Source organism: Nicoliella sp. ESL1106 (assembly GCF_058509965.1).
Window position 1 is genome coordinate 1,173,846 of record NZ_CP196340.1, and the last position, 26,127, is coordinate 1,199,972.

Annotated in this window: 30 protein-coding genes and 2 other annotated features; of the genes, 2 read left to right on the plus strand and 28 right to left on the minus strand. The window is 39.6% G+C overall.

The features are described from left to right. Positions 1-11: 11 nt before the first annotated feature. From pheS to ACSVI6_RS04965, 4 genes are all read right to left on the minus strand, one after another. Positions 12-1,052, minus strand: coding sequence for a phenylalanine--tRNA ligase subunit alpha (gene pheS, locus ACSVI6_RS04950; RefSeq protein WP_491719569.1), 1,041 nt, complete (start codon positions 1,050-1,052; stop codon positions 12-14). A 42-nt stretch (positions 1,053-1,094) separates the two neighbouring features. Next, positions 1,095-1,312: a binding site (T-box leader), on the minus strand. A gap of 43 nt (positions 1,313-1,355) precedes the next feature. After that, positions 1,356-1,694 (minus strand): winged helix-turn-helix transcriptional regulator, encoded by a 339-nt coding sequence (locus ACSVI6_RS04955; RefSeq protein WP_491716364.1) that lies wholly within the window; start codon positions 1,692-1,694, stop codon positions 1,356-1,358. A 52-nt stretch (positions 1,695-1,746) separates the two neighbouring features. Then, positions 1,747-2,232, minus strand: coding sequence for an HD domain-containing protein (locus ACSVI6_RS04960; protein WP_491720573.1), 486 nt, complete (start codon positions 2,230-2,232; stop codon positions 1,747-1,749). A 12-nt stretch (positions 2,233-2,244) separates the two neighbouring features. Next, positions 2,245-3,012: a TrmH family RNA methyltransferase gene (locus ACSVI6_RS04965; protein ID WP_491720574.1), complete on the minus strand. Its 768-nt coding sequence runs from the start codon at positions 3,010-3,012 to the stop codon at positions 2,245-2,247. A 93-nt stretch (positions 3,013-3,105) separates the two neighbouring features. Between ACSVI6_RS04965 and ACSVI6_RS04970 the strand changes: the two genes are divergently transcribed. After that, positions 3,106-3,378, plus strand: a complete 273-nt coding sequence (locus ACSVI6_RS04970) for an acylphosphatase (protein WP_491716367.1) — start codon at positions 3,106-3,108, stop codon at positions 3,376-3,378. A gap of 77 nt (positions 3,379-3,455) precedes the next feature. After that, entirely contained in the window at positions 3,456-4,370 is a 915-nt protein-coding gene (gene yidC, locus ACSVI6_RS04975; RefSeq protein ID WP_491720575.1) for a membrane protein insertase YidC, read from the plus strand. A gap of 44 nt (positions 4,371-4,414) precedes the next feature. Here yidC and ACSVI6_RS04980 read toward each other — a convergent pair whose 3' ends face one another. The 24 genes from ACSVI6_RS04980 to murC all read right to left on the minus strand — a co-directional run bounded on the left by ACSVI6_RS04980 (position 4,415) and on the right by murC (position 26,073). Further along, positions 4,415-5,977, minus strand: a complete 1,563-nt coding sequence (locus tag ACSVI6_RS04980) for a sensor histidine kinase (RefSeq protein ID WP_491719570.1) — start codon at positions 5,975-5,977, stop codon at positions 4,415-4,417. After that, a complete protein-coding gene (locus ACSVI6_RS04985; protein ID WP_491716370.1) occupies positions 5,974-6,660 on the minus strand; it encodes a response regulator transcription factor in 687 nt (228 codons plus the stop codon). Before ACSVI6_RS04985 ends, ACSVI6_RS04980 begins: the two co-directional genes overlap by 4 nt. 141 nt (positions 6,661-6,801) lie before the next feature. Then, a complete protein-coding gene (gene rpmF, locus ACSVI6_RS04990; RefSeq protein WP_491716371.1) occupies positions 6,802-6,984 on the minus strand; it encodes a 50S ribosomal protein L32 in 183 nt (60 codons plus the stop codon). Positions 6,985-7,037: 53 nt separating this feature from the next. Beyond that, positions 7,038-7,595 carry a DUF177 domain-containing protein gene (locus ACSVI6_RS04995; protein WP_491720576.1) on the minus strand — a complete coding sequence of 186 codons (558 nt, stop codon included), beginning with the start codon at positions 7,593-7,595 and terminating at the stop codon, positions 7,038-7,040. A gap of 76 nt (positions 7,596-7,671) precedes the next feature. Further along, complete coding sequence (locus tag ACSVI6_RS05000) at positions 7,672-8,814, minus strand: nucleotidyltransferase (RefSeq protein ID WP_491720577.1); 1,143 nt, start codon at positions 8,812-8,814, stop codon at positions 7,672-7,674. Between the two features lie 3 nt (positions 8,815-8,817). Then, the gene (locus ACSVI6_RS05005; protein WP_491719573.1) at positions 8,818-9,549 is read right to left on the minus strand and encodes a class I SAM-dependent DNA methyltransferase; all 732 of its coding nucleotides are present in this window, start codon (positions 9,547-9,549) and stop codon (positions 8,818-8,820) included. Continuing rightward, complete coding sequence (gene rsfS / locus ACSVI6_RS05010; RefSeq protein ID WP_491717300.1) at positions 9,549-9,905, minus strand: ribosome silencing factor; 357 nt, start codon at positions 9,903-9,905, stop codon at positions 9,549-9,551. The genes ACSVI6_RS05005 and rsfS overlap by 1 nt, the downstream gene beginning before the upstream one ends. A 6-nt stretch (positions 9,906-9,911) precedes the next feature. Continuing rightward, a complete protein-coding gene (gene yqeK / locus ACSVI6_RS05015; RefSeq protein WP_491716375.1) occupies positions 9,912-10,535 on the minus strand; it encodes a bis(5'-nucleosyl)-tetraphosphatase (symmetrical) YqeK in 624 nt (207 codons plus the stop codon). Next, positions 10,528-11,160, minus strand: a complete 633-nt coding sequence (locus tag ACSVI6_RS05020) for a nicotinate-nucleotide adenylyltransferase (protein ID WP_491717301.1) — start codon at positions 11,158-11,160, stop codon at positions 10,528-10,530. Before ACSVI6_RS05020 ends, yqeK begins: the two co-directional genes overlap by 8 nt. A gap of 12 nt (positions 11,161-11,172) precedes the next feature. Then, a complete protein-coding gene (yhbY, locus tag ACSVI6_RS05025; RefSeq protein ID WP_491716376.1) occupies positions 11,173-11,484 on the minus strand; it encodes a ribosome assembly RNA-binding protein YhbY in 312 nt (103 codons plus the stop codon). A gap of 10 nt (positions 11,485-11,494) precedes the next feature. Next, complete coding sequence (gene yqeH / locus ACSVI6_RS05030; protein WP_491716377.1) at positions 11,495-12,613, minus strand: ribosome biogenesis GTPase YqeH; 1,119 nt, start codon at positions 12,611-12,613, stop codon at positions 11,495-11,497. A gap of 2 nt (positions 12,614-12,615) precedes the next feature. After that, the gene (locus ACSVI6_RS05035; protein WP_491716378.1) at positions 12,616-13,143 is read right to left on the minus strand and encodes a YqeG family HAD IIIA-type phosphatase; all 528 of its coding nucleotides are present in this window, start codon (positions 13,141-13,143) and stop codon (positions 12,616-12,618) included. 117 nt (positions 13,144-13,260) lie between these two features. Then, positions 13,261-13,617 (minus strand): 50S ribosomal protein L20, encoded by a 357-nt coding sequence (gene rplT, locus ACSVI6_RS05040; protein WP_491716379.1) that lies wholly within the window; start codon positions 13,615-13,617, stop codon positions 13,261-13,263. Positions 13,618-13,653: 36 nt separating this feature from the next. Then, complete coding sequence (gene rpmI / locus ACSVI6_RS05045; RefSeq protein WP_491716380.1) at positions 13,654-13,845, minus strand: 50S ribosomal protein L35; 192 nt, start codon at positions 13,843-13,845, stop codon at positions 13,654-13,656. Between the two features lie 46 nt (positions 13,846-13,891). Next, the gene (gene infC, locus ACSVI6_RS05050; RefSeq protein WP_491720578.1) at positions 13,892-14,401 is read right to left on the minus strand and encodes a translation initiation factor IF-3; all 510 of its coding nucleotides are present in this window, start codon (positions 14,399-14,401) and stop codon (positions 13,892-13,894) included. 35 nt (positions 14,402-14,436) lie between these two features. Then, positions 14,437-14,566: a sequence feature (ribosomal protein L20 leader region), on the minus strand. A gap of 45 nt (positions 14,567-14,611) precedes the next feature. Then, positions 14,612-16,555: a threonine--tRNA ligase gene (thrS, locus tag ACSVI6_RS05055; protein WP_491720579.1), complete on the minus strand. Its 1,944-nt coding sequence runs from the start codon at positions 16,553-16,555 to the stop codon at positions 14,612-14,614. Between the two features lie 356 nt (positions 16,556-16,911). After that, positions 16,912-17,826 (minus strand): primosomal protein DnaI, encoded by a 915-nt coding sequence (dnaI, locus tag ACSVI6_RS05060; protein WP_491716383.1) that lies wholly within the window; start codon positions 17,824-17,826, stop codon positions 16,912-16,914. 20 nt (positions 17,827-17,846) lie between these two features. Next, a complete protein-coding gene (locus ACSVI6_RS05065; RefSeq protein ID WP_491720580.1) occupies positions 17,847-19,253 on the minus strand; it encodes a DnaD domain protein in 1,407 nt (468 codons plus the stop codon). Continuing rightward, positions 19,253-19,738 (minus strand): transcriptional regulator NrdR, encoded by a 486-nt coding sequence (nrdR, locus tag ACSVI6_RS05070; protein WP_491716385.1) that lies wholly within the window; start codon positions 19,736-19,738, stop codon positions 19,253-19,255. Before nrdR ends, ACSVI6_RS05065 begins: the two co-directional genes overlap by 1 nt. A gap of 18 nt (positions 19,739-19,756) precedes the next feature. Continuing rightward, the gene (gene coaE / locus ACSVI6_RS05075; RefSeq protein WP_491720581.1) at positions 19,757-20,347 is read right to left on the minus strand and encodes a dephospho-CoA kinase; all 591 of its coding nucleotides are present in this window, start codon (positions 20,345-20,347) and stop codon (positions 19,757-19,759) included. Continuing rightward, complete coding sequence (gene mutM, locus ACSVI6_RS05080) at positions 20,340-21,179, minus strand: bifunctional DNA-formamidopyrimidine glycosylase/DNA-(apurinic or apyrimidinic site) lyase (RefSeq protein WP_491720582.1); 840 nt, start codon at positions 21,177-21,179, stop codon at positions 20,340-20,342. The genes coaE and mutM overlap by 8 nt, the downstream gene beginning before the upstream one ends. A gap of 14 nt (positions 21,180-21,193) precedes the next feature. Then, positions 21,194-23,833 carry a DNA polymerase I gene (gene polA / locus ACSVI6_RS05085; RefSeq protein WP_491720583.1) on the minus strand — a complete coding sequence of 880 codons (2,640 nt, stop codon included), beginning with the start codon at positions 23,831-23,833 and terminating at the stop codon, positions 21,194-21,196. A 120-nt stretch (positions 23,834-23,953) separates the two neighbouring features. Then, positions 23,954-24,652 carry a Bax inhibitor-1/YccA family protein gene (locus ACSVI6_RS05090; RefSeq protein ID WP_491719579.1) on the minus strand — a complete coding sequence of 233 codons (699 nt, stop codon included), beginning with the start codon at positions 24,650-24,652 and terminating at the stop codon, positions 23,954-23,956. An 89-nt stretch (positions 24,653-24,741) separates the two neighbouring features. After that, on the minus strand, positions 24,742-26,073 hold the full coding sequence (gene murC / locus ACSVI6_RS05095) for a UDP-N-acetylmuramate--L-alanine ligase (protein ID WP_491716390.1): 1,332 nt from the start codon (positions 26,071-26,073) through the stop codon (positions 24,742-24,744). Positions 26,074-26,127 lie beyond the last annotated feature (54 nt).

The window sequence follows — 26,127 nt, forward strand, 5'->3', positions numbered from 1 at the left end:
TTTAACACTCCTTAGTTAAATTGAGATAGGAAGCGGACATCATCTAAATAGAAGTCCCGAATATCTGAGACCCCGTATTTCAACATTGCAAGCCGATCAGGTCCTAAACCGAATGCAAAGCCAGTGTATTTTTCAGGATCGACGCCTGCATTTTTCAAGACGTTTGGGTGCACCATTCCAGCCCCCAAAACTTCAATCCAGCCGCTGCCCTTACATACGCTACAACCCTTACCCATACAATTAAAACAGGTAATATCAGCCTCAACTGATGGTTCGGTAAATGGGAAGTAACTTGGCCGTAGCCGCACGTTAAATTTATCGCCAAATAACTCATGGGTCAATAGTTCCAAGGTCCCCTTTAGATCACTCATCGTAACGTTTTCAGAAACCACCATTCCTTCAACTTGATGGAATTGATGTGAGTGAGTGGGATCATCAGTATCACGTCGATAAACAACCCCTGGTGAGATCATCTTTAGTGGACCCTTGGCGAAGTCATGCTTTTCAAGCGTCCGCGCCTGCATTGGTGATGTTTGGGTCCGCATCAAGATTTCATCTGTAATGTAAAAAGTATCTTGCATATCACGTGCTGGATGGTCCTTTGGTAGGTTCATCATTTCGAAGTTATACTTATCTTCTTCCACTTCGGGACCGCTAAGCACTGAATAACCCATCCCTAAGAACAAGTCCGTAATTTCATCAATGATCGACTGAATGACATGGGGATGACCCTTGGCTACTGGTGTACCAGGCAACGTCACGTCAATTTTTTCATTAGCCAATTGAGCATTCAATCGCTTGGCTTCTAATTCAGCGACCTTAGCATCCAATGCAGTTTGTAGGTCATCTCTAATCTTATTAGCATAGCTACCGACCTTGGGCCGTTCTTCAACTGCAAGGTCTTTGATCCCCCGTAACGCCTTAGTAATGGGACCCTTTTTCCCCAATAGCTTTACCTTTATATTTTCATGAATCGCTTTAATATCAGTCGCATCATTGATGGCTTTAATTCCACGATCATGAATTTGACTTAATTCATCCTTTAAACTCATCTTTATCCTCCTTAATTGCACAAAAAAAGCCTCATCCCTACAAAAAGGGACGAAGCTGCGCGGTACCACCCTACTTTAGATGCTAGATCAAAGCCATCTACTCTCAAAATCAATAACGGTGATCACCGGATATTTTTTGTTCATTAACAAACTCCCAATATCTGTTCAGAAAATGAATTCAATCGACCTATAGCTACTTTCAGCATCTATAGCTTCTCTGTGAAACGGTCAACCTACTAATTTTTCATCGAAACATATCTAGTTTGATATTAAACTATTCATAGCAATTAATCAAGCCTATTTTTAGGCGAACCACTTATTCGCCCAATTATGAACTGAGCTCATAATGGGCTCTAGCTCTAGTCCCTTTGCGGTCAATTGATATTGGATCAATGAAGAATCCTTAAATGTATTTCTGGAAACGATTCCTTCGGCCTCTAGTTCTTTAAGGCGTTCAACTAAAACTCGATCACTACACTTACTAATCGTCTTAGCAATGTTCTTAAATCTGAGGGGGCCTTCATTTAGTAATGTTTCGATGATCAATCCATTCCATTTTTTGCCTAAAATCGCAAATGTCTTTTGAAACTTTGGGCAAAGGTGAAAATCTGGAGCACATTGATCAGCTTTTAATTCGTCCATAAAAAATCCCTCCTGTAATAAATAATCATGTATTATCCATTTTATCGATATTTCAAATTTTTTCAAATATTTTCCTTACTTTTCGGTTAAACGGTCCTAAAAATTCATGAATTGCTGCATAATCATCGACTAATGATACAATAACGCTCTCTTTGTATTTTGGTCGTGCCAATGTAAAGCCCCACATATGTTTTAATATAATATCGCGTTCCATTGGTGAAAGATCAGTTATTTTTTCAGCGTTCTTTAATGCTACGCGGGGATGAATAAAGGCGTGCGAACCTAAATTGAACTTGGTGACCCGCCAGTCATAAAAGAAAAAATCGTGTAACAATCCCCCACGCGCGGTGGCCCGATAGTTCAAATGGAATTTTTTAGCAATTCGATAGCTAACGTATGAAACGTAAATCGAATGATTAAGCCTAGTAGAGTGATGGTGTTGGACGATCGTGGCCATCCGCTTTACTAACGGTTGCGCCAATAAATCTGAAACGATTGAGACGTACTCCTTATCATTGCGCCAATTAGAAGCATCCAAAATGATTCCTCCCTACTTTTGTAAGTGAAACATTACGATTCCAGCAGCAATCGCCACGTTCAAGGATTCGGCATTTCCCTTCATTGGGATAAATAAATTAGCATCAGTGGTCGCAAGCAACGCCGATTGCATTCCATTCCCCTCGTTGCCCATTACCAATGCAAAGTTGGATTGTGGAGTAATTGTACTTAGCGCAACGGCGTTCGGATTTAACTCAGTCCCATAAACTGGATAACCCTGTTCATGATATTCGTTAATCCATTCAGCGAGGTCTGCTTCAGCAATTTGAACGTGGAACTGGCTGCCCTGCATTGCTCGTGATACCTTTGGAGAATACTGACTAGCCGTTCCAGAACCAAAAACGACTCCAGTTAGCCCCATTGCATCGGCAGTCCGAACCATCGTTCCGATATTACCTGGATCTTGAACTTGATCCAATAGTAGCCATCCGCCTTGAGCATAATTAGCTGCTACTTGGGAACTCGGCTGAATTTCAACCACGGCAAAAATGCCCTGGGGGGTTTTAGTATCACTAATGTGGTTCGCAACTTCATTAGTCACTACGACATAATCATATTTATCAACAAAGAAATCCCCGTCAGCATCTAGCCGCGCTTGGGTCACGATTATCGTAACGATTGGTTGATCATAATTAATGGCTTCAGAAACTAAGTGCCATCCTTCTAATAGGTATTGGCCAGCCCCTTGACGCCCGTGTTTGGTTTTTAATTTCGTCCAGGCTTTGACCTGGCGATTTTGATTTGATGTAATTTTTTCCATTATTTTCTCCTGTATAATCCGCAATTAATATTCTAACATATTTATTGTGATATAATTTTATTGTTAACTATTTTTTAAGTAAGAGGTAATGAAATGAAACCAACTTTAGAATTAATCGTTTATGGAACCGTCCAGGGGGTCGGGTTCAGATGGGCAACCAAACAAGTTGCTGAACAACTCAATATTAATGGTTCCGTCGAGAACCTAGCGGATGGATCAGTACGGATTTTGGCTCAAGGTGAGCACAAACAATTAGATCAATTCGTAGATCAAGTTAGACAACCATCAAACAGTGCTGCAGAGGTAACTGATATTAACCTTAGTTTCACTAAGCACGATGCTTTTCATAATTTTACCACGATTTAATTTGCAAATTCACCGTGATTAAATTACGATATTTAAATAGCATATTATGATGATTATAGGAAGGATTTTTGATTTAAATGAAAAAGTTAAAACGACTGAGTGCACTAGCAATGGCTGGTTCATTAGTCCTATTATTAAGTGGTTGTGTCCAAACCGATAAGAACGGCCAACCATACGGATGGTATTATGATCTATTCGGTAAGACAGGCGAAAGCATCATGAATTTGATCGCTAAGTTCGTTGGTGGTTATGGTTGGGCATTGATCGTCCTTACCGTATTAGTTAGATTAGTGCTATTGCCACTGATGGTTAATCAAATGCGTAAGTCTACTACTCAACAAGAAAAGATGAGCCTGTTAAAACCACAACTAGATGAAATCAAAAAACATCAAAAGGCTGCTAAAACCCAAGAAGAACAGGCAGCTGCCAGCCAAGCAATGATGTCGCTATACCGTGAAAATGGGGTCAGCATGACTGGTGGAATCGGATGTTTACCAATTTTGATTCAATTACCAGTGTTCGCCGCACTGTACGAAGCAATTCGATTCTCACCCGAACTTTCCAAAACCATTTTCTTTGGAATCAAGCTTGGCGATAAAAACATCGCATTAGCAATCCTCTCATTCGTTGCTTATATTATTCAGGCCTTATTATCCAAACAGGGACTACCAAAAGAACAACAAAAACAAATGCAGGCAATGCTATTCATTAGTCCCATCTTCATATTAATAATTGCCTTTCAAGCTCCTGCTGGATTGGGAATCTACTTCTTCATTGGCGGAATTTTTGCATGTATCCAAACCCTGATCATTAATCTGTACCGTCCAAAGATCAGAAGAGAAGTGGCCGAAGCTGCTAAAAAAAATCCACCGAAAAAAGTTGATTTATCATCCTTAGTAGCCACAGAAAATAAGCCTAAGCAAACTAATCAATCCAGTAATAATAAACAGAGAAATCGGAACCGTAATGCTGGAAAACAAAATCGCAAGTAAATAAAAAGAATTGATAATTTTAAAATTATCAATTCTTTTTTTATCTACAGGTTAGCTTCATTATTATTTTCAGCATCCCTTGCTTCTAACGCCAATCGTTGTTCCTTGCTTAAAATTGGCAATGAGACACTAAAAATCGAACCCGAACCAACTGAACTTTCGACGGCAATCTTACCATGGTAAGCCTCAACCAATCGTTTTGCGATCGATAGACCTAATCCATTACCACCTTGATCACGGCTTCTTGACTTATCAACTCGATAGAAACGATCAAAAACATTGCGCATATTTTCTTGACTGATTCCTTCACCGAAGTCTTGAACCGATAATTCAACACTTCGCATATTGCGGGATAATGAAACGTGAATGATCTTACGCTCGGCTGAATATTTAACCGCATTGTCCAGAAGAATGATCAATAACTGTTCGAGATGGTTACGGTAGATCTGTGCATAAACCGGTTTTCTAACGTCATTATCAAACGTGAAGTTAAAGTCTGGATGCAACATCTTAAAATCATTAAATTGCTGTTCCACCACTTCTTCCACATTCGTGATGCGATCTCGATAATTTAAACTGGCCTGTTCCACACGGGATAGCTCAAGCATCTCATTAATCAAGCTTTTCATTCGATTAATTTCAGCAATCGATGAATCAATCGACTCATCAAGCACGACTTGATCTTTTTTCCCCCAACGCTTTAGTAGGTCCATGTGGCCTTGAATCACCGCCACAGGCGTCCTTAATTCATGTGAAACGTCTTCTACAAAGCGTTGTTGTTGCTCAATATAACGTTGCATCGTATCAAGCATTTCATTGAACAGGGTCCCTAAATCAGTTAATTCATCATTTTGATTTAGCTTGGGCACCCGCTTAGAAGTCTTCGGGGAATCACTAACTTCATCGATGGTGCGCCTAATTTTATTAATTGGTCGTAGCAAGTAAGCAGCCATAGCATACGCTAGTAGTGATGATATCGCAGTTGTCATGATCAATAATAATAGTAAAATAGCGACTAACTTGTTCGTTGATGAGTGATAATCATTTAACTGATCAACGATTCGAACGTAACCAACCACGCTCCGCGTTCCCCGTTTAAAGATGGGAGCATCGCCAATTAACACAAGTGAATGGTTCACTCGATCGCTGTACACCCGTTTACTAGTGATCGAATGCGTCAACGGCTTCGGATTAGAATTACCCACCATAAATAAAGACTGTTTTTTCGCATCAGAAACACTGATCGAAGTGTTATTACGCGATAAATCGTTGAACACTGAATCAGGAGCCACTAATTGGTCATCGCGCTGATTTGGATTTAAGCGCGGTGATAATACATTGTAAACGTTATCGTGATCGAACTTATCGAGTGATTCCAAACGATTCGTAACGCTATTCAAAGTACTTTTGACATGGTCCATTTCCTGATCTAATAATACATCAGAAAAGCGATTATAAATTAAGAATGAAAAAATTGATACAACTAGAAAAACAACTACCGACGTGCCGACAGACCATTTCCATTTTAAGGAAATCCATCTTCTCCCGTTACTAACGTCATCAGATGATGCGTTTTGTGATTGTTGCTTATCTTGTTTTGAAATCATGAACGCATCACGTATCCTGTCCCACGCACGGTTTGAATGTAACTCTTGTCGCCGTCGCGATCAATTTTATTTCTCAGGTAACGAATGTAAACATCAACCACGTTCGTTTCAGCATCTGAATCGTAACCCCACACCTTGTTCAAGAGAACGTCACGTGCTAAGACAACGTTTACATTTTCCATTAACGTTAGTAGTAATTCGTACTCCCGCTTGGTAAGGTCAATTACCTCATCACCGCGCCGCACGATTCGACTTTCCTTTTCGATCGTAAGGTCCTTAAAGTGAACCACCTTTTGTTCTTGGGCTTTTTGATGACCTTCGATCTTAATTCTCCGTAAGAGGGCCCGAATCCGCGCAAGTAATTCTTCAATTGCAAATGGCTTTACGATGTAATCATCGGCTCCATGATCGAATCCAGATACACGATCAATTACTGAGTCACGTGCGGTCATCATAATAATTGGGGTATCCTTCTTTTCACGTAATCGCCGTGCCACTTCCATTCCGTTCAATTTAGGAAGCATTAAATCGAGTAAAATGACATCAAAGTCATCATTAATTGCTTCTTCAAGTCCATCCCGACCGTTTCCAGCAACCGTAACGTCATATCCTTCATGCTTTAGCTCTAATTCAACGAAACGAGAGAGACTTTTTTCATCTTCAACAATCAATACATTGGTCATAACTGTCCCACCTTCAATTTTTTCATATAATTCCATTTTAACATAAATTAGATATTTTTAAGCAACGTCTAATCGTTTTAGCAGAAAAATAAAAAGCTTTCAGAACCCATGGTGTTCTGAAAGCTTTTTTAATCCTGATAATTAGTTATTAGTGTTACTAATAACATCTTTACCATCGTAATAACCACAACTTGGGCAAACGAAGTGTGACTTACGTAATTCACCACAATTTGGGCATGGAGTCAAACCAGGGACATTCAACTTAATGTGACCCCGACGCATGCGCTTCTTAGCTTTAGAAGTTCTTCTTGCTGGTACAGCCAATATAAACCCCTCCTTCTTTTTAAAATATCCACTAGTGAAATTTTTAAGCCTTACTAATCTTGATTAAAGAAATCTTTTAACTTGGTAAGACGTGGATCAACTGGTTTATCATCTGTCTTAGGATGTTTATAGTCATCCTCCGAAATTACTTGCCAATCATCACCTTCTGGCATAATGTTTAGTTCGGACTCTTTCGGTGACAGAATATGCATTGGGATTTGCAGAATGATATTATCAGCTACGGATTTATCAAAATCAATGGCCCCATCTTCATCGGTGACCAATGCAATCTCGTTAGCGTTACTATCATCTTGTTCGAAGCTCCTTAAGGTAGCTTCATCTGGAACATAGACTTCATTAATGCTAAAGTCTAATGGCAATTTAACAGGCGTTAATGAACGAGATGACGGAACCGTAATTTCGCCCTTGACCTGTGCATTCACAATTGCCTTCCCCTGATTATAAAAAACATATGATTCAACATTTACAGGCTGAACATCAATGATTTGATCAGAGTATCTAGATAAAAGGTCATCCTTTAAATCTAATTCAACTTTTTCAGAAAGTGGTACAGCTTTGTAATCTTTTAAATCACTCAAATACCATTTCATAGCAGTTCCTCCTAATGCAACGTGATTAATTATACATATTAGCAATTTTAATGTCAAGGTAATTTCCTTGATAGCTTCATTTTTTAATAATTGGGTGCCGATACAAATCCTCGAACTGATTGGTTTGCATCTGAATCAACATCCCAGCCTTAAATTCAACTGCCAACTGTGATTGTAGCACTGATTGACTTATCTTTGAAATAATTGGCCACTCAATTTGTTTTTTGACCTGATTTAAATACTGTTGACCAAGTGGACTAAAACCTAATACCCGAATGTATGGAGATTGACCAAGCATTTGGTGTGCGTCCAATTTTAATAATGTGGCCACTAATAACCGCTGAATCCGCGGATAGGTATAGCGCTTGGTCTTAACGGCATCAATAAAGTCAGTGAAACGAGCATTTTGAATGGCAGCTTGTTTTAGCCTTGATTCAATACCCTCGGTCATTTGATAAACCGATCGTAAATCAGCCAGTGAAGTCGTTAATAACTGATAACGCAACTGGGGCCAAAAAAGTGACCAATCCAACAGCTGCGGTGTTGATGATAACAATAGCTTCCGCGAACTTGCTGGCAACACTTCTGATAACCCTGCATCATCGTTCTTCGCCAATAGTGCACGACGAATGGCAGTTGCACTAGCAAATTTAGTCTGCCAATTTTGATCATGATGTTGACTACCGATTCGCTCGATGGGCACCAATTTAATCGGACTCGCCAATTTATGAACTGCACGCGCATAGTTAAAAGCCAAGATATCATTAGGTTGGTCGATTGCCACCCCTAACTGAGATTTAACCGCTGCTTGCAATAAAGCAGGATAGCTCTGCTGATAATCTTTAAAGTGCTGTTGATCACCCTTCATTTTAAATTGGCCCAGCCGTTTAAAATCATAGTTCGAATGTTCACAGCCGAACGCTAAGGCATCACACTTTAATTGATCAACGATCCGAATGGCTTCATACGCGAAGATATCAGCAGGCTGAACTGCTCCAAAAACTGGTAACTCGACTACTAGATCGACGCCACCCGCCAATGCCATTTCAGTCCGCTGCCACTTATCAACAATTGAAGGAGCGCCTCTTTGCACCCAATTACCACTCATTACGGCAACTGTAACGTCAGCGTGGACTAAGCGTTTTGCCATTTGGAGCTGGTAAAGATGCCCGTTATGAAACGGATTATATTCTGCAACAATGCCGACAGCCGATAACATCAGTTACTCCTTTTTCGCAACGAAAAACCACCGTGTCGTATCAGGTTGAACCTCGGCATCACCGAAATCAGCACTAGGTTTAACGTTAGTGAATCCCGCCTTCTTGAGCGTCTTAAGATAGGTTGGCATTGGATAGGTCCGTTCTAAATGTAATTCAGATATCTCATCGTAGGCTTCTTTAGCTGGATTATAGTTAAAAAACGATAGATCATGTTCGACCGAATGGGGGGCATCCCCTGAATATGAACGCCACATGAAGGCCCTTGATTCATCATGATAATTATACATATACCCTGGATAAACGACATCGGTCTGATAAGGGGTGATCACATCGAACAAGAAGACCCCATCTGCACTCAAGTGTTGTGCGACCTGGGTAAACATTTGTAACAACTGGTCTGCATCTTCTAGATAACAAATTGAATCATCAAAACAAGTGATGGTCTGAAAGGCATCCAAGCCCTCTAGATCAAGCATATTCCCATTTAACAAGGGGAAATGCACTCCGCTTTGATCCGCCTTTTGACTGGCAATCGCTAGCATGTCGGTGGATAAATCTAGCCCTACTGGTTCAAACCCCCGCTTGGCAAGTTCGATATCCATTCGTCCGTTCCCACATGCTAAGTCTAAAAATGCTTTGGACTTAGCATATTTTTCAACAAAGCCAACCCACTTCACGTACATTTCTGGATCGAACAATTCGTCGTATAACTCAGCGAATTCACTGTAGATCATTATTCAACGACCCAGCTGCTCAAATCTAATTCAGCAGCGTCAGACCATAATTTTTCAATGTCATAAAATTCACGTTGTTCCTTTTGGAAAACATGAACGATAACATCCCCTAAGTCGATCAAAATCCACTTAGCTTCATTCTTGCCCTCAACTTGTTTAACATTGATCGATGCTTTTTCTGATTCATCAACGATCGCTTCAGCAATTGCTTTTACCTGCCGATTAGAAGCAGCGTCCATAATCACAAAATAATCAGCCATCAAACTGACTTGTTCAACGTTTAGAGCCACGATATCGTGAGCTCTTTTATCATCAGCAGCTTTTACAACGACTTCTAATTTTTCTTTACTATTCATCATTTATTATTTATCCTCTCTGTACAATGCGGAGTTAGGTACCCAAGCATTAAAAGTATCAATTGTTTTTGGAAAAACCGCAACATGTTGATTGACTAGATAATCTAACGTATGGAAGGTTTGATAAGCCACTCCATTCGCTAAATTGTCAAACGTAATCGCACGGGCTTCTTCCACCCCAGGAAAATCACGACCGGTTTCGATATAATCGGCCATGTAGACAATTTGTGCCAACTTACTCATGTATGGAGCACCAATCGTGTGATACTTAACGGCATTTAAAACATCAATATTGTGAATGCCCAATTCATTTTTAACTAGGATCCAACCAACGTAACCATGCCAAACTGCATTACCGTAGTTGAGCAAAGTGGGGTCTAATCGATATTCCTTAATCGTTTTCACAAAGTCCTCATCGGGGCGTTGTTTCGCGTAATCATGAACTAATCCGGCGATACTGGCCATTTCTGTATCCACGCCATTCAATTGGGCTAATTTAATCGCCATTTGTTCAACTCTTTGCACATGGGCAAATCGCTTAGGACGCAGTGCCGCATTTAAACGCTTTAATAATTCGGCTCGATCATACGAAACAATATTTTCTTGATAATTCAAAAATACTTCACTCATAAAGATGATTCTCCCTTATATAATTAGTAACTGCACTGGGTACTAAATAACGAATCGACTGGCCTTGGTGAACCTTGCTCCTAATCAGCGTTGAAGAAACATCCATCATCGGAACATCGACCCAAACCACTGGGTACTTGGAAGTGATTGGATAGCCACTTCGCTTAACCCCAACGAATTGGACCATCTTAATCAAGTCATTGATTCGGTACCATTTTGGAAGATACTCTACCATATCACCACCAATAATAAAGTAATAGTTATTATTAGGAAAGCGTTGGGTCAACTCCTTAATCGTATCAAAACTAAAACTCTTCCCGCCCCGCAGGACTTCGGATAATTCAATCCCTAATTTAGGGTTATCCTCTGTTGCTAATCGTAACATATTAACCCGATGGCTCGCATCAATTGCGCGCTTTGGATCAACATGTGGGGGGACGGCATCTGGCATTAATAAGACTCGATCCAAGCCCAGTTGGCTTCTCACTTGATCTGCAATAATTAAATGACCAGTATGCACTGGGTTAAAAGTCCCACCCAATAAACCAATGTTTTGCCCATTTTCACGATGACCAATTATTTGCGTTAGCGTTTTAACATTACTTTGATATACGACCTTATTCATCATCAATTACCTCTAGATTTGTTTAACATCCTCAGAAATATGCCGATTTTTAGCTTGATCCGCAATCTTAAATAATAAGACCGTGCGGCCAATTGTTTGGACTACTTGAATTTCACTATTATGTTCCACAAATTCACGAACATCTTCGGGTTCTACCGCAGAGTTTTGTAAGATGTTGACCTTCATTAATTCGCGATTGTTCAACGCATCATTAACTTGGTTCAACCAATTATCACTGAGCCCTTCCTTACCAATCGAAAACAATGGTCTCATTCGGTTCGCCTTCGCTCTTAAAAATCGTTTTTGTTTCCCTCTTAAGTTCATTTAAATTCTCCTATATCATTGAACGCCGCATTAAAACGGCAACCTGCTTGGGAGCCCATCCTGCAACCACTACGCCTGCAGGAACGGTTACCCAACCTAATCCTTCAATTACTAAATCACTTTTTTCAGTGGTTTTAAACTCATGCCGCACTAATTTCGGAAATTGCTTTAGATCATCCCCACTTGGCGGGGTCAATAGATCACCAAGGTGTTTTTCATAAAATGCATCAGCATTCATTAACTTCGTCCGATGGACAAAAAGATTATTCTCAACGTATGCAGTAAAACCATGCTTACGATCACCTACAACATAGTCAAAGCGTGCCACGCCACCAAAGAAAAGCGTCTGTTCTGGATTTAATTGGTATGAACGTGGCTTAATTTTTTTCTGTGGTGCCACGATTTTTAAATCCCGTCCGTTCAAATAATGGGCCATCTGTTGAGCGTGAATGATCCCTGGAGTATCAATAATCTGTTTCCCATCGGCTAGTGGGATTTCAATTTTATCTAACGTTGTCCCAGGAAAACGGGAAGTCGTAATCAATTCCTTAATCCCCGTGCTTTGTCTAATAATTTGGTTAATCAAGGTCGACTTACCAACGTTGGTCACCCCAACTACGTAAACGTCGCGACCCTTGCGTTTCTTATCGATCACTTCTAGTAGGTGGTCAACCGAATCGTTAGTTTTAGCGGACACCAATTCAACATCAATTGGCCGAATCCCATTTTTATTGGCCTGCTGGCGAATCCAGTCAGCCAATTTACTCCGCTTAAATGAACTAGGTAATAAATCAGACTTATTTCCCACCATCAAGATGGGGTTATCACCGACGAAACGATGTAATCCTGGAATTAAGCTTCCGTTAAAATCAAAGATATCCACTACATAGACGATCAAGGCATCGGTATCTTGAATTTGACTTAGCAACATTCTAAAATCATCATCAGTCAAACTTACTGGTGAAATCTCATTATAATGACGCAATCTAAAACACCGTTTACAGTAAACATCCTCATCATTATCAACTGCATTTTTAAGGGCTGATGCAGGAACAAATCCCAAACCATCTGGGTCCGTGGTCTGAATCTTAGCTCCACAGCCAACACATCTTAATTCTTCATCTTCCATTATTAATTAATATCCTCCTGCCATTTAAGATTCGGGTACTTTTGTTGTAACTTTCTTATTACCCGTTTTTCAATTTTACGATTCACTCCGGTAATCCAAGCATCACTATTCACGAGTGGCTTGACCAATACACTCCGCACGCCAGCATTATTTGCGGACCAAACATCGGTCATGATTTGATCTCCGACCATAATGACTTGATCACGATCAAGTTGATATTGTTTTAAAGCCCGCTTGATGCCATTCGGCAGCGGCTTCATCGCCCGTGAAATAAATGATAATTTTAAATTACTAACCGCACGCTTAACTCGTGAATGCTTGTTATTAGAAATGACCACAAGGCGAATATTGAACTCGGCTAAAGTCGAAAGCCAAGCTCGTAATTGAGGAGTGCCGTCTGGATTGTTCCAAGGGATAACCGTATTATCCAAATCTGTGAATACTGCTTTAATCCCCATTGATTGTAAACGCGCCGGCTTTAAATCATAAATTGCTGAAACCATCCAGGTTGGTTTTAATTTTTCGATCATAGCTTCTCCCCATAGTTAAATATTATGTAACCGTGTTTAGTGTAAACAACACGGCAATCCAATTTAGATAAAAAAACTTTCACCAAGTAAAATGTCTGGTGAAAGTTTTAATTTCTGTTATGCTAAAGCTTTTTTAGCAGCTTCTGCGAATGCCTTAAATGCATCTGCATCGTTAACAGCTAAATCAGCTAACATTTTACGGTTAACTTCGATATTTGCTAACTTCAAACCGTGCATAAGCTTGCTGTAGCTTAAGCCATTAATTCTGGAAGCAGCATTGATCCGTGCAATCCAAAGCTTTCTGAAGTTGATTTTGTTGTTACGACGGTCACGGAATGCATAAGTACGTGACTTCATAACTTGGTCTTTAGCAGTCTTGAACAAACGGCTCTTAGCACCGCGGTATCCCTTAGCTGCTTTTAGCATGCGCTTACGGCGTGCATGTGTAACGGTTCCACCTTTAACTCGTGGCATATTAAATTCCTCCTAAATAATGGTTCTCAAATTAAATTACTTTAATAACTTAAGGTACTTCTTAGTGTTTGATGCTGAGATTACGTGAGTTCCACGTAATTGACGACGTTGCTTCTTAGTCTTACCGTGGAAACGGTGACTAGTAAAAGCATGCGCACTCTTTAAACCACCCTTAGCAGTCTTCTTGAAACGCTTTGCTACGGCGCGGTTAGTTTTGATCTTAGGCATTATAAATATCCTCCTTCAAAAATAATAATAATTATAATTTTAATAATTATTTCTTTTCATTGTCGTTTGGGGCAAGCATTAAGAACATGCTCCGCCCTTCCATTTTAGCTCTTTGAGTAACAACCGCAACATTCTTAGTTGCATCGGCCATCTTATTTAAGACATCCCGACCAATTTCTTTATGGGTAATTGCACGCCCCTTGAAACGAATTGAAACTCGCACTTTAGCACCCTTGCTTAAGAATGTTTGAACACGCTTTAACTTCGTATTAAAGTCATTCGTGTCGATGGTTGGACTTAAACGAATTTCTTTGACGCTGATTGTCTTTTGACTTTGACGAGACTTGCGAGCCTTTTTTTGTTGTTCGAAACGGTACTTACCGTAATCGAGAATCTTTGCAACTGGTGGCTTTGCTTTAGGTGCAACTAAAACAAGATCTAAATTAGCATCCTCTGCTAACTTCAATGCTTCAGCCTTAGTCTTCACACCGAGTTGTTCGCCTTGAGCGTCAATTAAACGGACATCGCGAGACCGAATTCCTTCATTGACCATCATATCGTTTGCTATGGTAATCCACCTCCAAATAATTTAAAAAGCAGAAAAAGCGGGCGCACTAAGGCACCCGCTTTTTAATCCGAATCAAATTCAGATTTTTTACCGTACATTTGCCCAGCGACAATTATCACTCAGGCGAGAAGCGGGATGCTTCTGCTTTTTATCGTTACTAATAATATAACAGTTTCTAACTAATCCGTCAAGAATGAATTAATCTTCTCGAGAATAGTTATTGATATCATTTTTAATTTGTGATTCAAAATCAGCAAATGATTCTGTATTACTTTCTTCATGTCCATAACGACGAACGGAAACGTTTTCGTTCTTCACTTCTTCGTCACCGACCACGATCGTGTATGGAATCTTATGGGTTTGGGCATCACGAATCAAGTAGCCCATCTTTTCAGCCCGTTCGTCAACTTCGGAACGAATTCCTTCCTTGCGAAGTTTTTCGTTAACCTTGCGAGCGTAGTCACCATGTTTTTCTTCACTAACTGGGATAATCTTAACTTGCTTTGGTGCTAGCCAAGTTGGGAATGCACCCTTGTATTGTTCGATCAAGTAAGCCACGAATCTTTCCATCGTTGATACTAATCCACGGTGAATCATAACTGGACGGTGTTCCTTACCATCTTCTCCAACGTAATGAAGATCAAAACGTTCTGGTAACATGAAGTCTAATTGGATCGTGGAAAGCGTTTCTTCATTACCTAAAGCAGTGTAAGTTTGAACATCAAGTTTTGGACCGTAGAATGCAGCTTCCCCTTCGGCTTCCACGTAGTCTAAGCCAAGTTCATCCATGGCACCCTTAAGCATTGATTGAGACTTGTTCCACATTTCATCATCATCAAAGTACTTTTCAGTATTCTTAGGATCACGGTAACTTAATCTGAAGTGGTATTCCTTAATGTCAAAGTCAGCGTAAACTTCCATCATTAAGTGCAAGATTTTCTTGAATTCTTCTTGGATTTGGTCTGGTGCAACGAAGGTATGACCATCATTTAAGGTCATTTCACGAACCCGTTGTAAACCACTTAATGCTCCTGACTTTTCAAATCTGTGCATCATTCCTAATTCAGCTACCCGCATTGGAAGGTCACGGTATGAACGGATATGGTGGTTATAGATTTGAATATGACTAGGACAGTTCATTGGCCGTAATTCTAGTTGTTCACCATCACCCATGTCCATTGGTGGGAACATGTCTTCACGATAGTGTGCCCAGTGTCCTGAAGTCTTGTAAACGTCTAGATTCATCAATACTGGCGTAACAACGTGTTGGTAGCCGTTGTTTACTTCCTTGTCGATAATGTAACGTTCGATGACCCGACGGACCGTAGCACCATTTGGCATCCAATAAGCAAGCCCAGCACCCACTTTAGGGTCAACGAAGAAGAGGTCCAATTGGTTACCGATTACTCGGTGGTCACGTTCCTTTGCTTCTTGGCGTTGCTTTAAGTCTGCTTCTAAATCATCCTTCTTAAAGAATGCAGTTGCGTAGATTCTTTGTAACATTGGGTTAGATGACTTCCCTTCCCAATAAGCACCAGCAACTGAAAGGAGCTTGAAGAACTTAAGTGGTTTAGCATCTGGTAATACGACCCCTTCGCCTAAGCTCAAGTAATCGCCGATTTGATAGAAGACCACCTTATCGTCCTTAGCTAACTTACGAACTAAAACAGCTTGGTAAGGATCACCATCAACTTGCTTTAAAGCATCTTCAAGTGATAATTCCTTGCGTTCTAATTGTACATCATCCTTAACTAATTGGTTGATCTTATCAGCTAAACCATCTAATTCATCAGCACTGACTTGACGATCGTTCTTATCAGTATCAACAAAGAAACCATCTTCATCAGAAGTACTTTCCCCGAAGCGAATGTCTGCGAATGAGTCTGCTAATACGGCCTTTAATAATTGTGCAGCAGTCCGCCGTAAAACAGTCAAACCTTCTGCATCGTCCTTAGTAACAATTTCAATCTTACCACCCTTTTGAAGTGGTGTTTTCAAACCAAATGATTGTCCATCAACCTTACCAGCAACTGACTTTTTAGCCAAACTGATTGAAATTGACTTTGCGATATCTTCTGTCGTAACGCCAGCGTCAAATTCTTTTACGCTGCCGTCTGGAAATTCAAATGAAAGTTGAGCCATATTTATGATCCCCTTTAATATTATTATCTTTACTAGACTAAAAAACGTCCCATGCGTACTTCAATGAGCACACATGGGACGTCGTAATAAGCGCGGTTCCACCCAATTATCCATAGTAAATAAGCCTATGAACACTTAATTTAGTATCTAACGTTAACCAAACGACCTATTATTTCCAATAGGCAGTCAAATGAAGTGGTAACTTCCGACCAAATTAGAAGGACTTTCAGCAAATGCCCCTCTTCCCTAATAAATTTGGATTCGCAAATCATGTCTTCAAACACTTTTAGCTAGTAAAGATTTTTCAATTATCATTAAACTATTATTTAGCAATAATGTCAAGTAAAACACCTAGCTTACTGCAAACGCATATTTTTACCATCCATCTGGTACTCATTCGCTAGAAAACGAATTCTTTGCATAATTCTTCCAGAACGGACCTTATCTTCTTGATTCCGTTTATCGTAGGGTAAATGATCTTCTTCTAGGGCATTCATCGAATAATTTGAGCTAAATAGTGTCGGCAACTCATTTTGCATTCGATACTCTAAAATAACTCCCAATACTTCATCTCGAATCCATTCAGAAAGCACGTCGGCTCCAATATCATCAATCATTAAAATTGGGGCCTTCTTGACTGAATCAATTTTAGCACCAGTCGTATTAAATTGAATTGAATTTTTTAATTCAACCGTGAAACTAGGAAAGTTAATCAAAGTCGAAGATAAGCCTTTTTTAGCAAGCTCATTTGCGATTGCTCCGAGGGTATATGTCTTACCAACCCCAAACGTTCCCCAAAGATACAGCCCCTTAACAAATTGATCAGGATGATCAGATAAACGATGGATAAAATCCATTGCAACTTCTAGGAGGTGCACCCGTGCGTCACTGCTCATTAGATAACTGTCAAAACTAGCATCACGAGTTTGCTTTGGCATTGCAATCGACTTAACCCGATCCTTCATTGCCTTCGTCTTTTGTTTTTCAATCGTCGCTAGGGTCGGTGAGTAGGTAATATCGATCAACTTCCCATCAAATGTCAATTGTGGTTGATATCCAGGGATCATTTCCCCACCGCGTGATAACTTATTCTTTTGTTGAACGTATTCATAAATGCGGGAGGCAGAATGGCGAACCGCATCGTTACTAATATGATGTTCATTAATAAACTTTTTAACATCAGGATCAGAGCAAGCTTGATTCATTAAATCACGGTAACTACTTTCATTGCCAGTATGATTTTTCAACACGTTCTGTAATTCTTCTTCCAACTTTTTAATATTTACACCCCCTAATTATCTTCACGGAATTTTCTAAGCATTTCCTTGCCCTTCTTTAGGCTTTCCTCACTGATTGGCTTTACATCGGGTTGATAGTCCTTTCTTAGCCAATATGGGACCGGCTTTTTGACCATTGGTTGCTTTCTGCGATAGCCACCATTTCCCTGAAAATTACGGCTACCATTATTACTGCTAGCCTCTTTTTTACGATTGTAATCCTTAATGGCAAGCATTGCATCCCGCGTCGTTTTAACATGATATTTTTGAACCCACTCGTTTGCGATTCGTTCAAAGCTATCTTGATAAAGCTGGGTTTTGTTCATATCCACTAAAATGTGGTAGACCAACATATTGATTACGCTCGTGTTCATTACGTTACGGTTCAACATTTCTTCAATCATTTTATTTTCAGAACTGGAGGGAAAACCACCCAGTTGATGTTTTAAATTCTGTAAAAATTGAAGTGGTGGAAATTGATTTACATTTTTTAATAGTAATTTTTCCTGATCACTAAAATCATCATTTTGAGTTTCAGCATCATTATTAGCACTTTGATTAGGTGGCACCGATTGTTTTACTGGCGCTTTTTGATACATCCGATTGACCAAAATCTTTAATTTTTCAGGATCAAAAACATTGTTCTTAATGTTAGTCGACTGAATGATCAACCTAGCCAATGAGAGCTCGTCAATGCCATACAAACGGTGTTCATTCAAGATTAAATTATAGTTCTTTTTCACCTGATCAATCCGCACATACGACTTTGCAACACTGTCTAAGACCAATTGAAAATCAAAATCATCACTAGCCGTTAATTGAGGCTGTGAATTAGGGGTTGGTTTCTGGGTATCATTCAAATCGTATTCTTGCTTTAAATTACCAATCGTATTCGGTTGATTGGTGAGTTGATCAGCATCGATCTGAAATGAATCCAAGAAATCTTGAGTAATTTCTGACGCATGTTCCATTGGAAAGGGCTTGATCAACAGGCGGTCGGCAAGCTCGTGATACATCTTTTCACCAATGTTTTCCAATAGTGCCAAGCTTAATAAATCGTCATTAAAAAACTGGCGATTCGTTAGTGGGGGCACTAGTTGATATAACATTATCGGTTTAGCATCCGTTGGTTGCACGAACGTTTTCAAAAGCCCCGCCCCTTCTAATTTGATGCGACATTCCGTAAACTCCCTAAAATCAAATTGAAGAAACGAAAATAAGTCATAGTGAGAGCGTTGTCTATAATCAACCTTTTGTTCATTACTATATCTCCAAAACAAGCGAATCAATGCAGTCGCATTGCAGCCAATTATTGGTTGATACAACAAATCAATGGATTCACTCGCTAAATCAGATAATCGTTCATTTTTAACAACAATAAAGCCTGCCTGAGGATCATTTTGTGTTAATTGATTAGCCATTATTTATCATTATCCTTTGATTCCTTATCATGATCACGGTTCATGACTTCTTTCATTTCATTATAAAATACCGTCATATCCTTAAACTGCCGATAAACACTTGCAAAACGAATATACGCAATTTCATCAACATCTGATAAAGCCTTCATCACATACTCACCAATTAGTTGGCTGGAAACCTCTGTTTCGCCGATCGATCTAACCTTAGCTTCAACTTCATCAACGATTTTAGTCATTTTATCCATTGAAACGGGTCTTTTCTCGGCAGAGCGAATAATCCCGCGTAACATCTTATCACGACTAAATTCCTCACGATTCCCATTATGCTTAATCACTAATAGTGGTGCCGACTCAATTCGTTCAAAAGTGGTATAGCGATATCCACATTTTTCACATTCACGGCGTCTTCTAATTACAGTCCCATCATTGGTAGGTCTGGAATCAACTACCTTTGAACTATTTTTATGACAATGGGGACATTTCATCTTAATCACCTCATCGTTTTATCGTAATTTATCCAGTAATTTTAACACTTGTTGGCTAGTTTGACTAATCGAACCTGAGTTATTAATGACCACATCTGCTAAATTTTGCTTAATTGATTGCGGCCACTGCTTACCAATTAAACGAACTGCTTGTGCGGTACTAATGTGATTACGCATTTTAAGTCGCGAAACTTGAATTGTTGGATCACATGTAACCATCACTACCAAATCAACATAATTTGCATACCCTAATTCATATAACAAAGGTGCATCTAAGACCACCAAGTCAATTTGTTTTAGGCTATAATCATGAATTTGATCTAAAATCATCCCACGAATGTATATATCCATCGTCCGATTCAATAACAACAGTTTAGCAGGGTCTGCGAAAACGATTTCCCCCAAGCGTTTTCGATCGATGGAATATTCGCCCGCAATCTCATTGCCAAATTTTTCTACAAGCTCATTATAACAATCGGTCCCCCTTAACTGGAGGGTGTGGGCAATTGCATCCGCATCGATAATTGGAACGCCATGGGCTGACAATTCCCTACTAACGGTCGATTTACCAGTCCCAATGCTACCAGTTAAGCCTAATAACTTAGTCATTAGCACTTACGATTCGTTGACAATTGGGACAAAAGCTAGTCCCCCGTTGAGCAACTTTGATTTTTTCAATCGGGGTTCCACAACATTCACAAGGTTGGCCCTTTTTGCCGTACACATGCAATTGACTTTGGAACTGGCCTGCTTCACCAAAGGCATTCGAATAAGAATGAACGGTCGTTCCATGCCCCTTAATTGCCAGGGCAATTTCTTTAATAATATTCTTCCGTAATTCGCTGATCTGTTCATCTGAAATCAAATTAGTCTGTTGTTCTGGATGAATTTTACTCATCCAAAGGACCTCATCAGTATAAATATTACCTAATCCAGAAATATGGTCTTGGTTCAATAAAAATGGCTTGATTTTCCCACGACTTTTATTCATGATCCGTTTCATGTAATCAAACGTTAAATCTGATTCGGTTGGTTCGGGACCAATCGTTCCTAATCCTGAAAGGGTCTTTTCGTCACCATTTTTAATTAAATACATACGACCAAATTTCCGACTGTCGTTATATCTTAATTCCCGACCATCGGCCAAATGCATAATAATATGGGTGTGCTTACTAGGCTTAGTGCCGTCTTTTTCAACGTCGTACTTACCTTCCATTCGTAAATGTGAAACAACGGTATGCCCATTGTCCAACCTAAATAATAGGTACTTCCCCCGTCTGTCAATCTTAGTAATTGTACTATCAGTTAGGCAGTCGATAAATGTTTTCGGTTCTACGTTTAGCATCTTAGGGTAAATTACATCAACACTTTTGATGTGAGCACCCTTAACTAATTCGGTCAGTCCCTTACGGACGGTTTCAACTTCTGGTAATTCTGGCATTTTTTAACCTCTCTTTATTTACTTGCATCGTACCAAGTAGCGCCAAAGTGACTAGCTACCTTTAGCGGTACATGTAACTTAACTGCGGAATCCATTACCTTAGGAACCAGCTTTTCGAGAACGGGAATTTCTTCCGCTGGGGCCTCAAAAACTAATTCATCATGGATTTGTAATAACATCTTTGCTTGCATCCCACTAATTGCTTTTTCCATATTAATCATCGCAATCTTAATAATATCAGCGGCACTTCCCTGAATTGGTGAGTTCATCGCCGTTCTTTCAGCAAATGAACGAAGGTTGAAATTACGAGAATTAATATCTGGCAAATAGCGCCTACGGTTGGTCAGCGTTTCAACATACCCCTTTTCATGGGCCTGTTCAACTGAATCTTGCATATATTTGTGAACGTTTGGATATTCAGCAAAGTACTTCTCAATGAACTGTTTAGCATCAGCACGGCTAATCCCTGTATTACGAGCTAATCCGTAGTCACTGATTCCATAAACAATCCCAAAGTTAACGGCCTTAGCCTGTCTTCTTAAATTAGGGGTCACTTCATCGTTAGAAGTCAATCCAAAAATCCGCCGAGCAGTTGAAGCGTGAATATCATCATTGTGCAAAAATTCGTCTTGCATATTGGTATCACCACTGATCGATGCCAAGACCCTTAATTCAATTTGTGAGTAATCAGAAGTAAAGATCTGCCAATCGGGATGGCTAGGGACGAACGCGCGTCTAATCTGGCGGCCTTCATCAGTCCGAATCGGAATATTTTGTAAGTTCGGATCAACTGAAGACAGTCTTCCCGTTTGTGTTAAAGTCTGCAAATAACGCGTATGGACCTTATTATCTGCGGATGAAACCACTTTTAGGAGCCCATCAACATAAGTCGATGATAGTTTCGCTAATTGACGATATTTTAAAATATCATCAACGATTGGCGCATCAGGAGCTAACTTTTCTAAAACGTCCACTGAGGTGGAATAACCCGTCTTAGTTCGCTTAATAACTGGTAATTTTAATTTCTCAAATAAAATGGTGCCGAGTTGTTTGGGTGAGCCAATATTAAATTCTACGCCAGCTTCATTATAGATGGCCTGTTCAAATTCGGCAATCCGCTCAGATAGCTTACTGCCCATTGCGCTCAATTGATCTTGGTCGACTGCGATTCCATTAATTTCCATCCGTGCCAAAACGAATGCAATTGGCAGTTCAATTTGCTCGTAGAGTTTCGTTTGATCGTGATCGGCTAGTTCTTGAAACATTTTCGTCTTTAATTCTGAAATCGCATTTGCCTTGGCTGCCAAGTGGCCAAATAAAACGTCATCATCTGCTGGAATGGTGCGTTTAGCACCCTTCCCATAGACGGTTTCATCACTTTGAACATTGTAGTAACCATGTTCACTAGCAACCCTACTTAAATCATTCCGATTATCATTAGTATTCAAAAGATAAGAAACCAATAGCATATCAAAATCAACATGATTAAGCTCAACGCCAAGCCGATGTAATCCTACATAGGCCCGCTTAGCATCAAAAACATCAATCTTAATGGCAGAATCAGCCAATAAATCCGCTAGCGGGGATTGCTTTAATAATTCCACATTCCTCGATACGTACCAACCAGCACTCGTACCAATTACAAACCCTACAAACGGTGCGGTGTGATAATTATCACCATCCATCGCTAGGTAAAAAGTCAATTCTGAGCCTAAGTCCGATAATTCATTAATATTATTTTCATCTAGGACCGTAAATTGAACATCAGGATCGGGTTGACTATCCATTTCACTTAGGAATTTTCTGAAATCCATTTTTTGATAAAAAGCAGTTAATTCAGCTGATTGATCTCCTAAATAAGCCAAATCAGATACGCCAATTTTAATCGGTGCATTACGGTCAATAGTAGCCAATTGCTTAGATAATAACGCCTGGTCATGATCTTCAATCAAGTGCTCCTTTAACTTTTTAGCGGTAATTTCATCAATATGCGCATATAAGTTTTCGATCGAACCGTACTGCTTAATTAATTTATCAGCTGTCTTGGGTCCCACCTTATTAACACCAGGATAATTATCGGAAGTATCCCCCTGTAAGCCTTTTAAATCAATGATTTGAGCTGGTGTAATCCCCATCGTTTCTTTCACGTAATCCGCAGTGTAATGTTGAGTTTGACTAACACCAGTCTTAGAAATGCTAACAGTAGTTTTGTCAGAACATAGCTGGGTGAGATCGCGATCCCCAGTAACGATGGTCACTTCATAGCCATCAGCTTCGGCCTGTTTAGCGAGCGTCCCGATAATATCGTCTGCTTCATAGTCTGGTAACTTGTAACTTTTAATTCCGCGAGCATGCAAAAGCTCTTCAATATATGGGAACTGTTCTATCAATTCTACTGGTGTTTTTTTACGACCACCTTTGTATTCATGGAACAACTTAGTCCTAAAAGTAGTTTTACCAGCATCAAATGCAGCCAATGCAGCAGTGGGCTTAACAACATCTAACATATTGTCTAACATTGTGTTAAATCCGTAGATGGCGCTAGTATGTAAGCCATCATGATTAGTAAATCGATCGTCATATTGATAGAGGGCATAAAAAGCTTTAAATGCGATGCTATTACCATCAATTAATAGTAGTCTCTTATCAGCCATGTATAATCTCCTTAGTCGTTATTTTCGAATTATTCCTTATAACATTATATAACAATTCAAAGCGATTTAAAAAAGAGACCTTCGATATTATCATCGAAAGTCCCTTCTTTTTAGTAATGATTAGTTACGGTTATTACCGCCTGCTCCAAAGATTTGTAATAAGCTCAAGAACAAGTTAATGAAATTCAAGTAAAGCATCAATGCTCCACCAATAGCAATTCCAGTAGCGGAGCTACTATCACCATTTTGGTTATAGAATTGCTTTAGCATTTGCGTATCGTAAGCAGTCAATCCGGTAAAGATCACCACTGAAACGATTGAGATGATAAGTGATAACATCCCGATGTGTAAGAACATGTTAATCAACATCGCCACGATGATGGCGATCAATGCCGCCGTCAAGATCGTGCCCATCTTAGCTAAACTCTTCTTCGTGATAAATCCATACACACTCATCGTAATGAATAGGCTCGCACTCGAAACGAATGCTGCTACGATCGATGTACTCGTGTAGACCATCAAGATGTTCGAGAATACGAACCCGGTCATTGCCGAATAAATAAACAATAACGCCAAGCCTAACCCGGCATTACGCATCGCTGCGTGTTGAATGAAGAATGGGATAAACGCCCAAACTAACATTAGTACTAGTGCGGCACCACCAGACATCGAAATCCCATTTTTAACTACTAAGAATGCAACCAATGCTGAAATTAAAATCGAAGAACCCATCCAACCGTAAACACGGGCAAAAAATGAATTGACCCCGACGGCGTTGTTAACAGCTCTTCTATCTGTTGGTTGATCAAAATTATTCAAGGAAATCCCTCTTTTCTATAAATTACATCTATATAAACTATTTAGACAATTATACCAAACTAATTGGTAATCATAAATCATTTTAACCATTAATTTACGTTTGGCCGTAAATCATTTAACAAATTTTCATAAATTTTTTCATACTTTTGAATATCACCAGCCCCCATAAAGATGATTACGGCATTTTTATAATCGAGCAGTGGTGATAGGTTTTCAGCTTGAATCAATCCACCGTCCTTAGTGATTTTATTAACTAAATCTTGACTCGAAACATTCCCCGTTTTTTCACGTGGTGAACCATAGATTTTAGTAACGTAGACTTTATCCGCCTTATTCAAGCTCTTAGCAAAGTCATCTAAATAGGCAATCGTCCGACTAAAAGTGTGGGGTTGGAAAACCGCAACAATTTCTTTATTAGGGTATTCTTGTCTAGCAGCATCCAAAGTGGCATTGATTTCCGATGGGTGGTGCGCATAATCATCAATAATGACCATGTCTGAGACCTTGCGCTGTGCAAACCGTCTTTTAACCCCCTTGAAAGTTAAAAGCTCGTTTCTAATTTCAGCCAAATTAACATCTTCAAAGTATGAAACCGCAATGACTGCAAGTGAGTTCAAGATGTTATGTTCACCAAACAGTGGAATCTTAAAGTTACCTAGTTCCTTGTCATTGTGAATGACATCAAAAGTTGATCCCTCAGTTGTCCGTTTAATATTTACGGCTCTAAAATCATCATCCTTATTAGTCCCATAAGAGTAAATCGGCACGTTAGCAGTTAATTTCCGTAGGTTTTGGTCATCACCCCAAATAAAGATTCCCTTCTTAACCTGATTAGCAAAAGTTTGAAAAGCATCGAATACATCATCGATTCCAGTATAGTAATCGGGATGATCAAAATCAATGTTAGTCATAATTGCGTAATCTGGGCTAGTGGCTAGGAAATGACGACGATATTCATCAGCTTCATAAACAAAGAATCTAGCATCTGGCACACCCTTCCCACTACCGTCACCAATTAGGTAATCAGTAGCAGAAATCCCACTCAAAACATGGGCTAATAAACCAGTTGTACTGGTCTTACCATGGGCACCAGCGATTCCAATGCTAGTATAGCCATTGATCATTTCACCAAGTAGTTCATGATAGCGATAAATCCTTAAACCCATTTCACGGGCCTTCGCAATTTCTGGATGATCATCTTTAAATGCATTTCCAGCAACGATGGTGAGTCCTTCATGAATATTATCAGGATCAAATGGTAAAATATCGATCCCTGCTTGTTCCAATCCCCGTTGCGTAAAAGTATATTGGTCAATATCAGAACCCTGAACTTGATAACCCTGATCATGTAAGATCAAAGCCATCGCACTCATCCCAGTTCCTTTAATCCCAACAAAATGGTAAATTGTATTCTTATCCAACTTTATTTCCCCCTACCTATTCTGGCACTCTTTTATATTAGCAGAATCCCCCTG

Coding starts and splice junctions, on each gene's coding strand:
- infC (WP_491720578.1), bottom strand. CDS start 14,401: ATGATGGTCAATGAAGGAATTCGGTCTCGCGATGTCCGTTTAATTGAC.
- thrS (WP_491720579.1), bottom strand. CDS start 16,555: ATGGCTCAACTTTCATTTGAATTTCCAGACGGCAGCGTAAAAGAATTT.
- ACSVI6_RS04995 (WP_491720576.1), bottom strand. CDS start 7,595: ATGAAATGGTATTTGAGTGATTTAAAAGATTACAAAGCTGTACCACTT.
- rsfS (WP_491717300.1), bottom strand. CDS start 9,905: ATGAATAGTAAAGAAAAATTAGAAGTCGTTGTAAAAGCTGCTGATGAT.
- ACSVI6_RS04980 (WP_491719570.1), bottom strand. CDS start 5,977: ATGATTTCAAAACAAGATAAGCAACAATCACAAAACGCATCATCTGAT.
- yqeK (WP_491716375.1), bottom strand. CDS start 10,535: ATGAGTGAAGTATTTTTGAATTATCAAGAAAATATTGTTTCGTATGAT.
- nrdR (WP_491716385.1), bottom strand. CDS start 19,738: ATGAAATGTCCCCATTGTCATAAAAATAGTTCAAAGGTAGTTGATTCC.
- ACSVI6_RS04985 (WP_491716370.1), bottom strand. CDS start 6,660: ATGACCAATGTATTGATTGTTGAAGATGAAAAAAGTCTCTCTCGTTTC.
- yqeH (WP_491716377.1), bottom strand. CDS start 12,613: ATGGAAGATGAAGAATTAAGATGTGTTGGCTGTGGAGCTAAGATTCAG.
- pheS (WP_491719569.1), bottom strand. CDS start 1,052: ATGAGTTTAAAGGATGAATTAAGTCAAATTCATGATCGTGGAATTAAA.
- yidC (WP_491720575.1), top strand. CDS start 3,456: ATGAAAAAGTTAAAACGACTGAGTGCACTAGCAATGGCTGGTTCATTA.
- ACSVI6_RS04955 (WP_491716364.1), bottom strand. CDS start 1,694: ATGGACGAATTAAAAGCTGATCAATGTGCTCCAGATTTTCACCTTTGC.
- rplT (WP_491716379.1), bottom strand. CDS start 13,617: ATGCCACGAGTTAAAGGTGGAACCGTTACACATGCACGCCGTAAGCGC.
- ACSVI6_RS04970 (WP_491716367.1), top strand. CDS start 3,106: ATGAAACCAACTTTAGAATTAATCGTTTATGGAACCGTCCAGGGGGTC.
- ACSVI6_RS05035 (WP_491716378.1), bottom strand. CDS start 13,143: ATGATCGAAAAATTAAAACCAACCTGGATGGTTTCAGCAATTTATGAT.
- ACSVI6_RS05000 (WP_491720577.1), bottom strand. CDS start 8,814: ATGTTATCGGCTGTCGGCATTGTTGCAGAATATAATCCGTTTCATAAC.
- ACSVI6_RS05005 (WP_491719573.1), bottom strand. CDS start 9,549: ATGATCTACAGTGAATTCGCTGAGTTATACGACGAATTGTTCGATCCA.
- rpmI (WP_491716380.1), bottom strand. CDS start 13,845: ATGCCTAAGATCAAAACTAACCGCGCCGTAGCAAAGCGTTTCAAGAAG.
- mutM (WP_491720582.1), bottom strand. CDS start 21,179: ATGCCAGAATTACCAGAAGTTGAAACCGTCCGTAAGGGACTGACCGAA.
- polA (WP_491720583.1), bottom strand. CDS start 23,833: ATGGCTGATAAGAGACTACTATTAATTGATGGTAATAGCATCGCATTT.
- yhbY (WP_491716376.1), bottom strand. CDS start 11,484: ATGAACTTAAGAGGGAAACAAAAACGATTTTTAAGAGCGAAGGCGAAC.
- coaE (WP_491720581.1), bottom strand. CDS start 20,347: ATGACTAAGTTATTAGGCTTAACTGGTAGCATTGGGACTGGTAAATCG.
- ACSVI6_RS05065 (WP_491720580.1), bottom strand. CDS start 19,253: ATGGCTAATCAATTAACACAAAATGATCCTCAGGCAGGCTTTATTGTT.
- ACSVI6_RS05020 (WP_491717301.1), bottom strand. CDS start 11,160: ATGAATAAGGTCGTATATCAAAGTAATGTTAAAACGCTAACGCAAATA.
- ACSVI6_RS04965 (WP_491720574.1), bottom strand. CDS start 3,012: ATGGAAAAAATTACATCAAATCAAAATCGCCAGGTCAAAGCCTGGACG.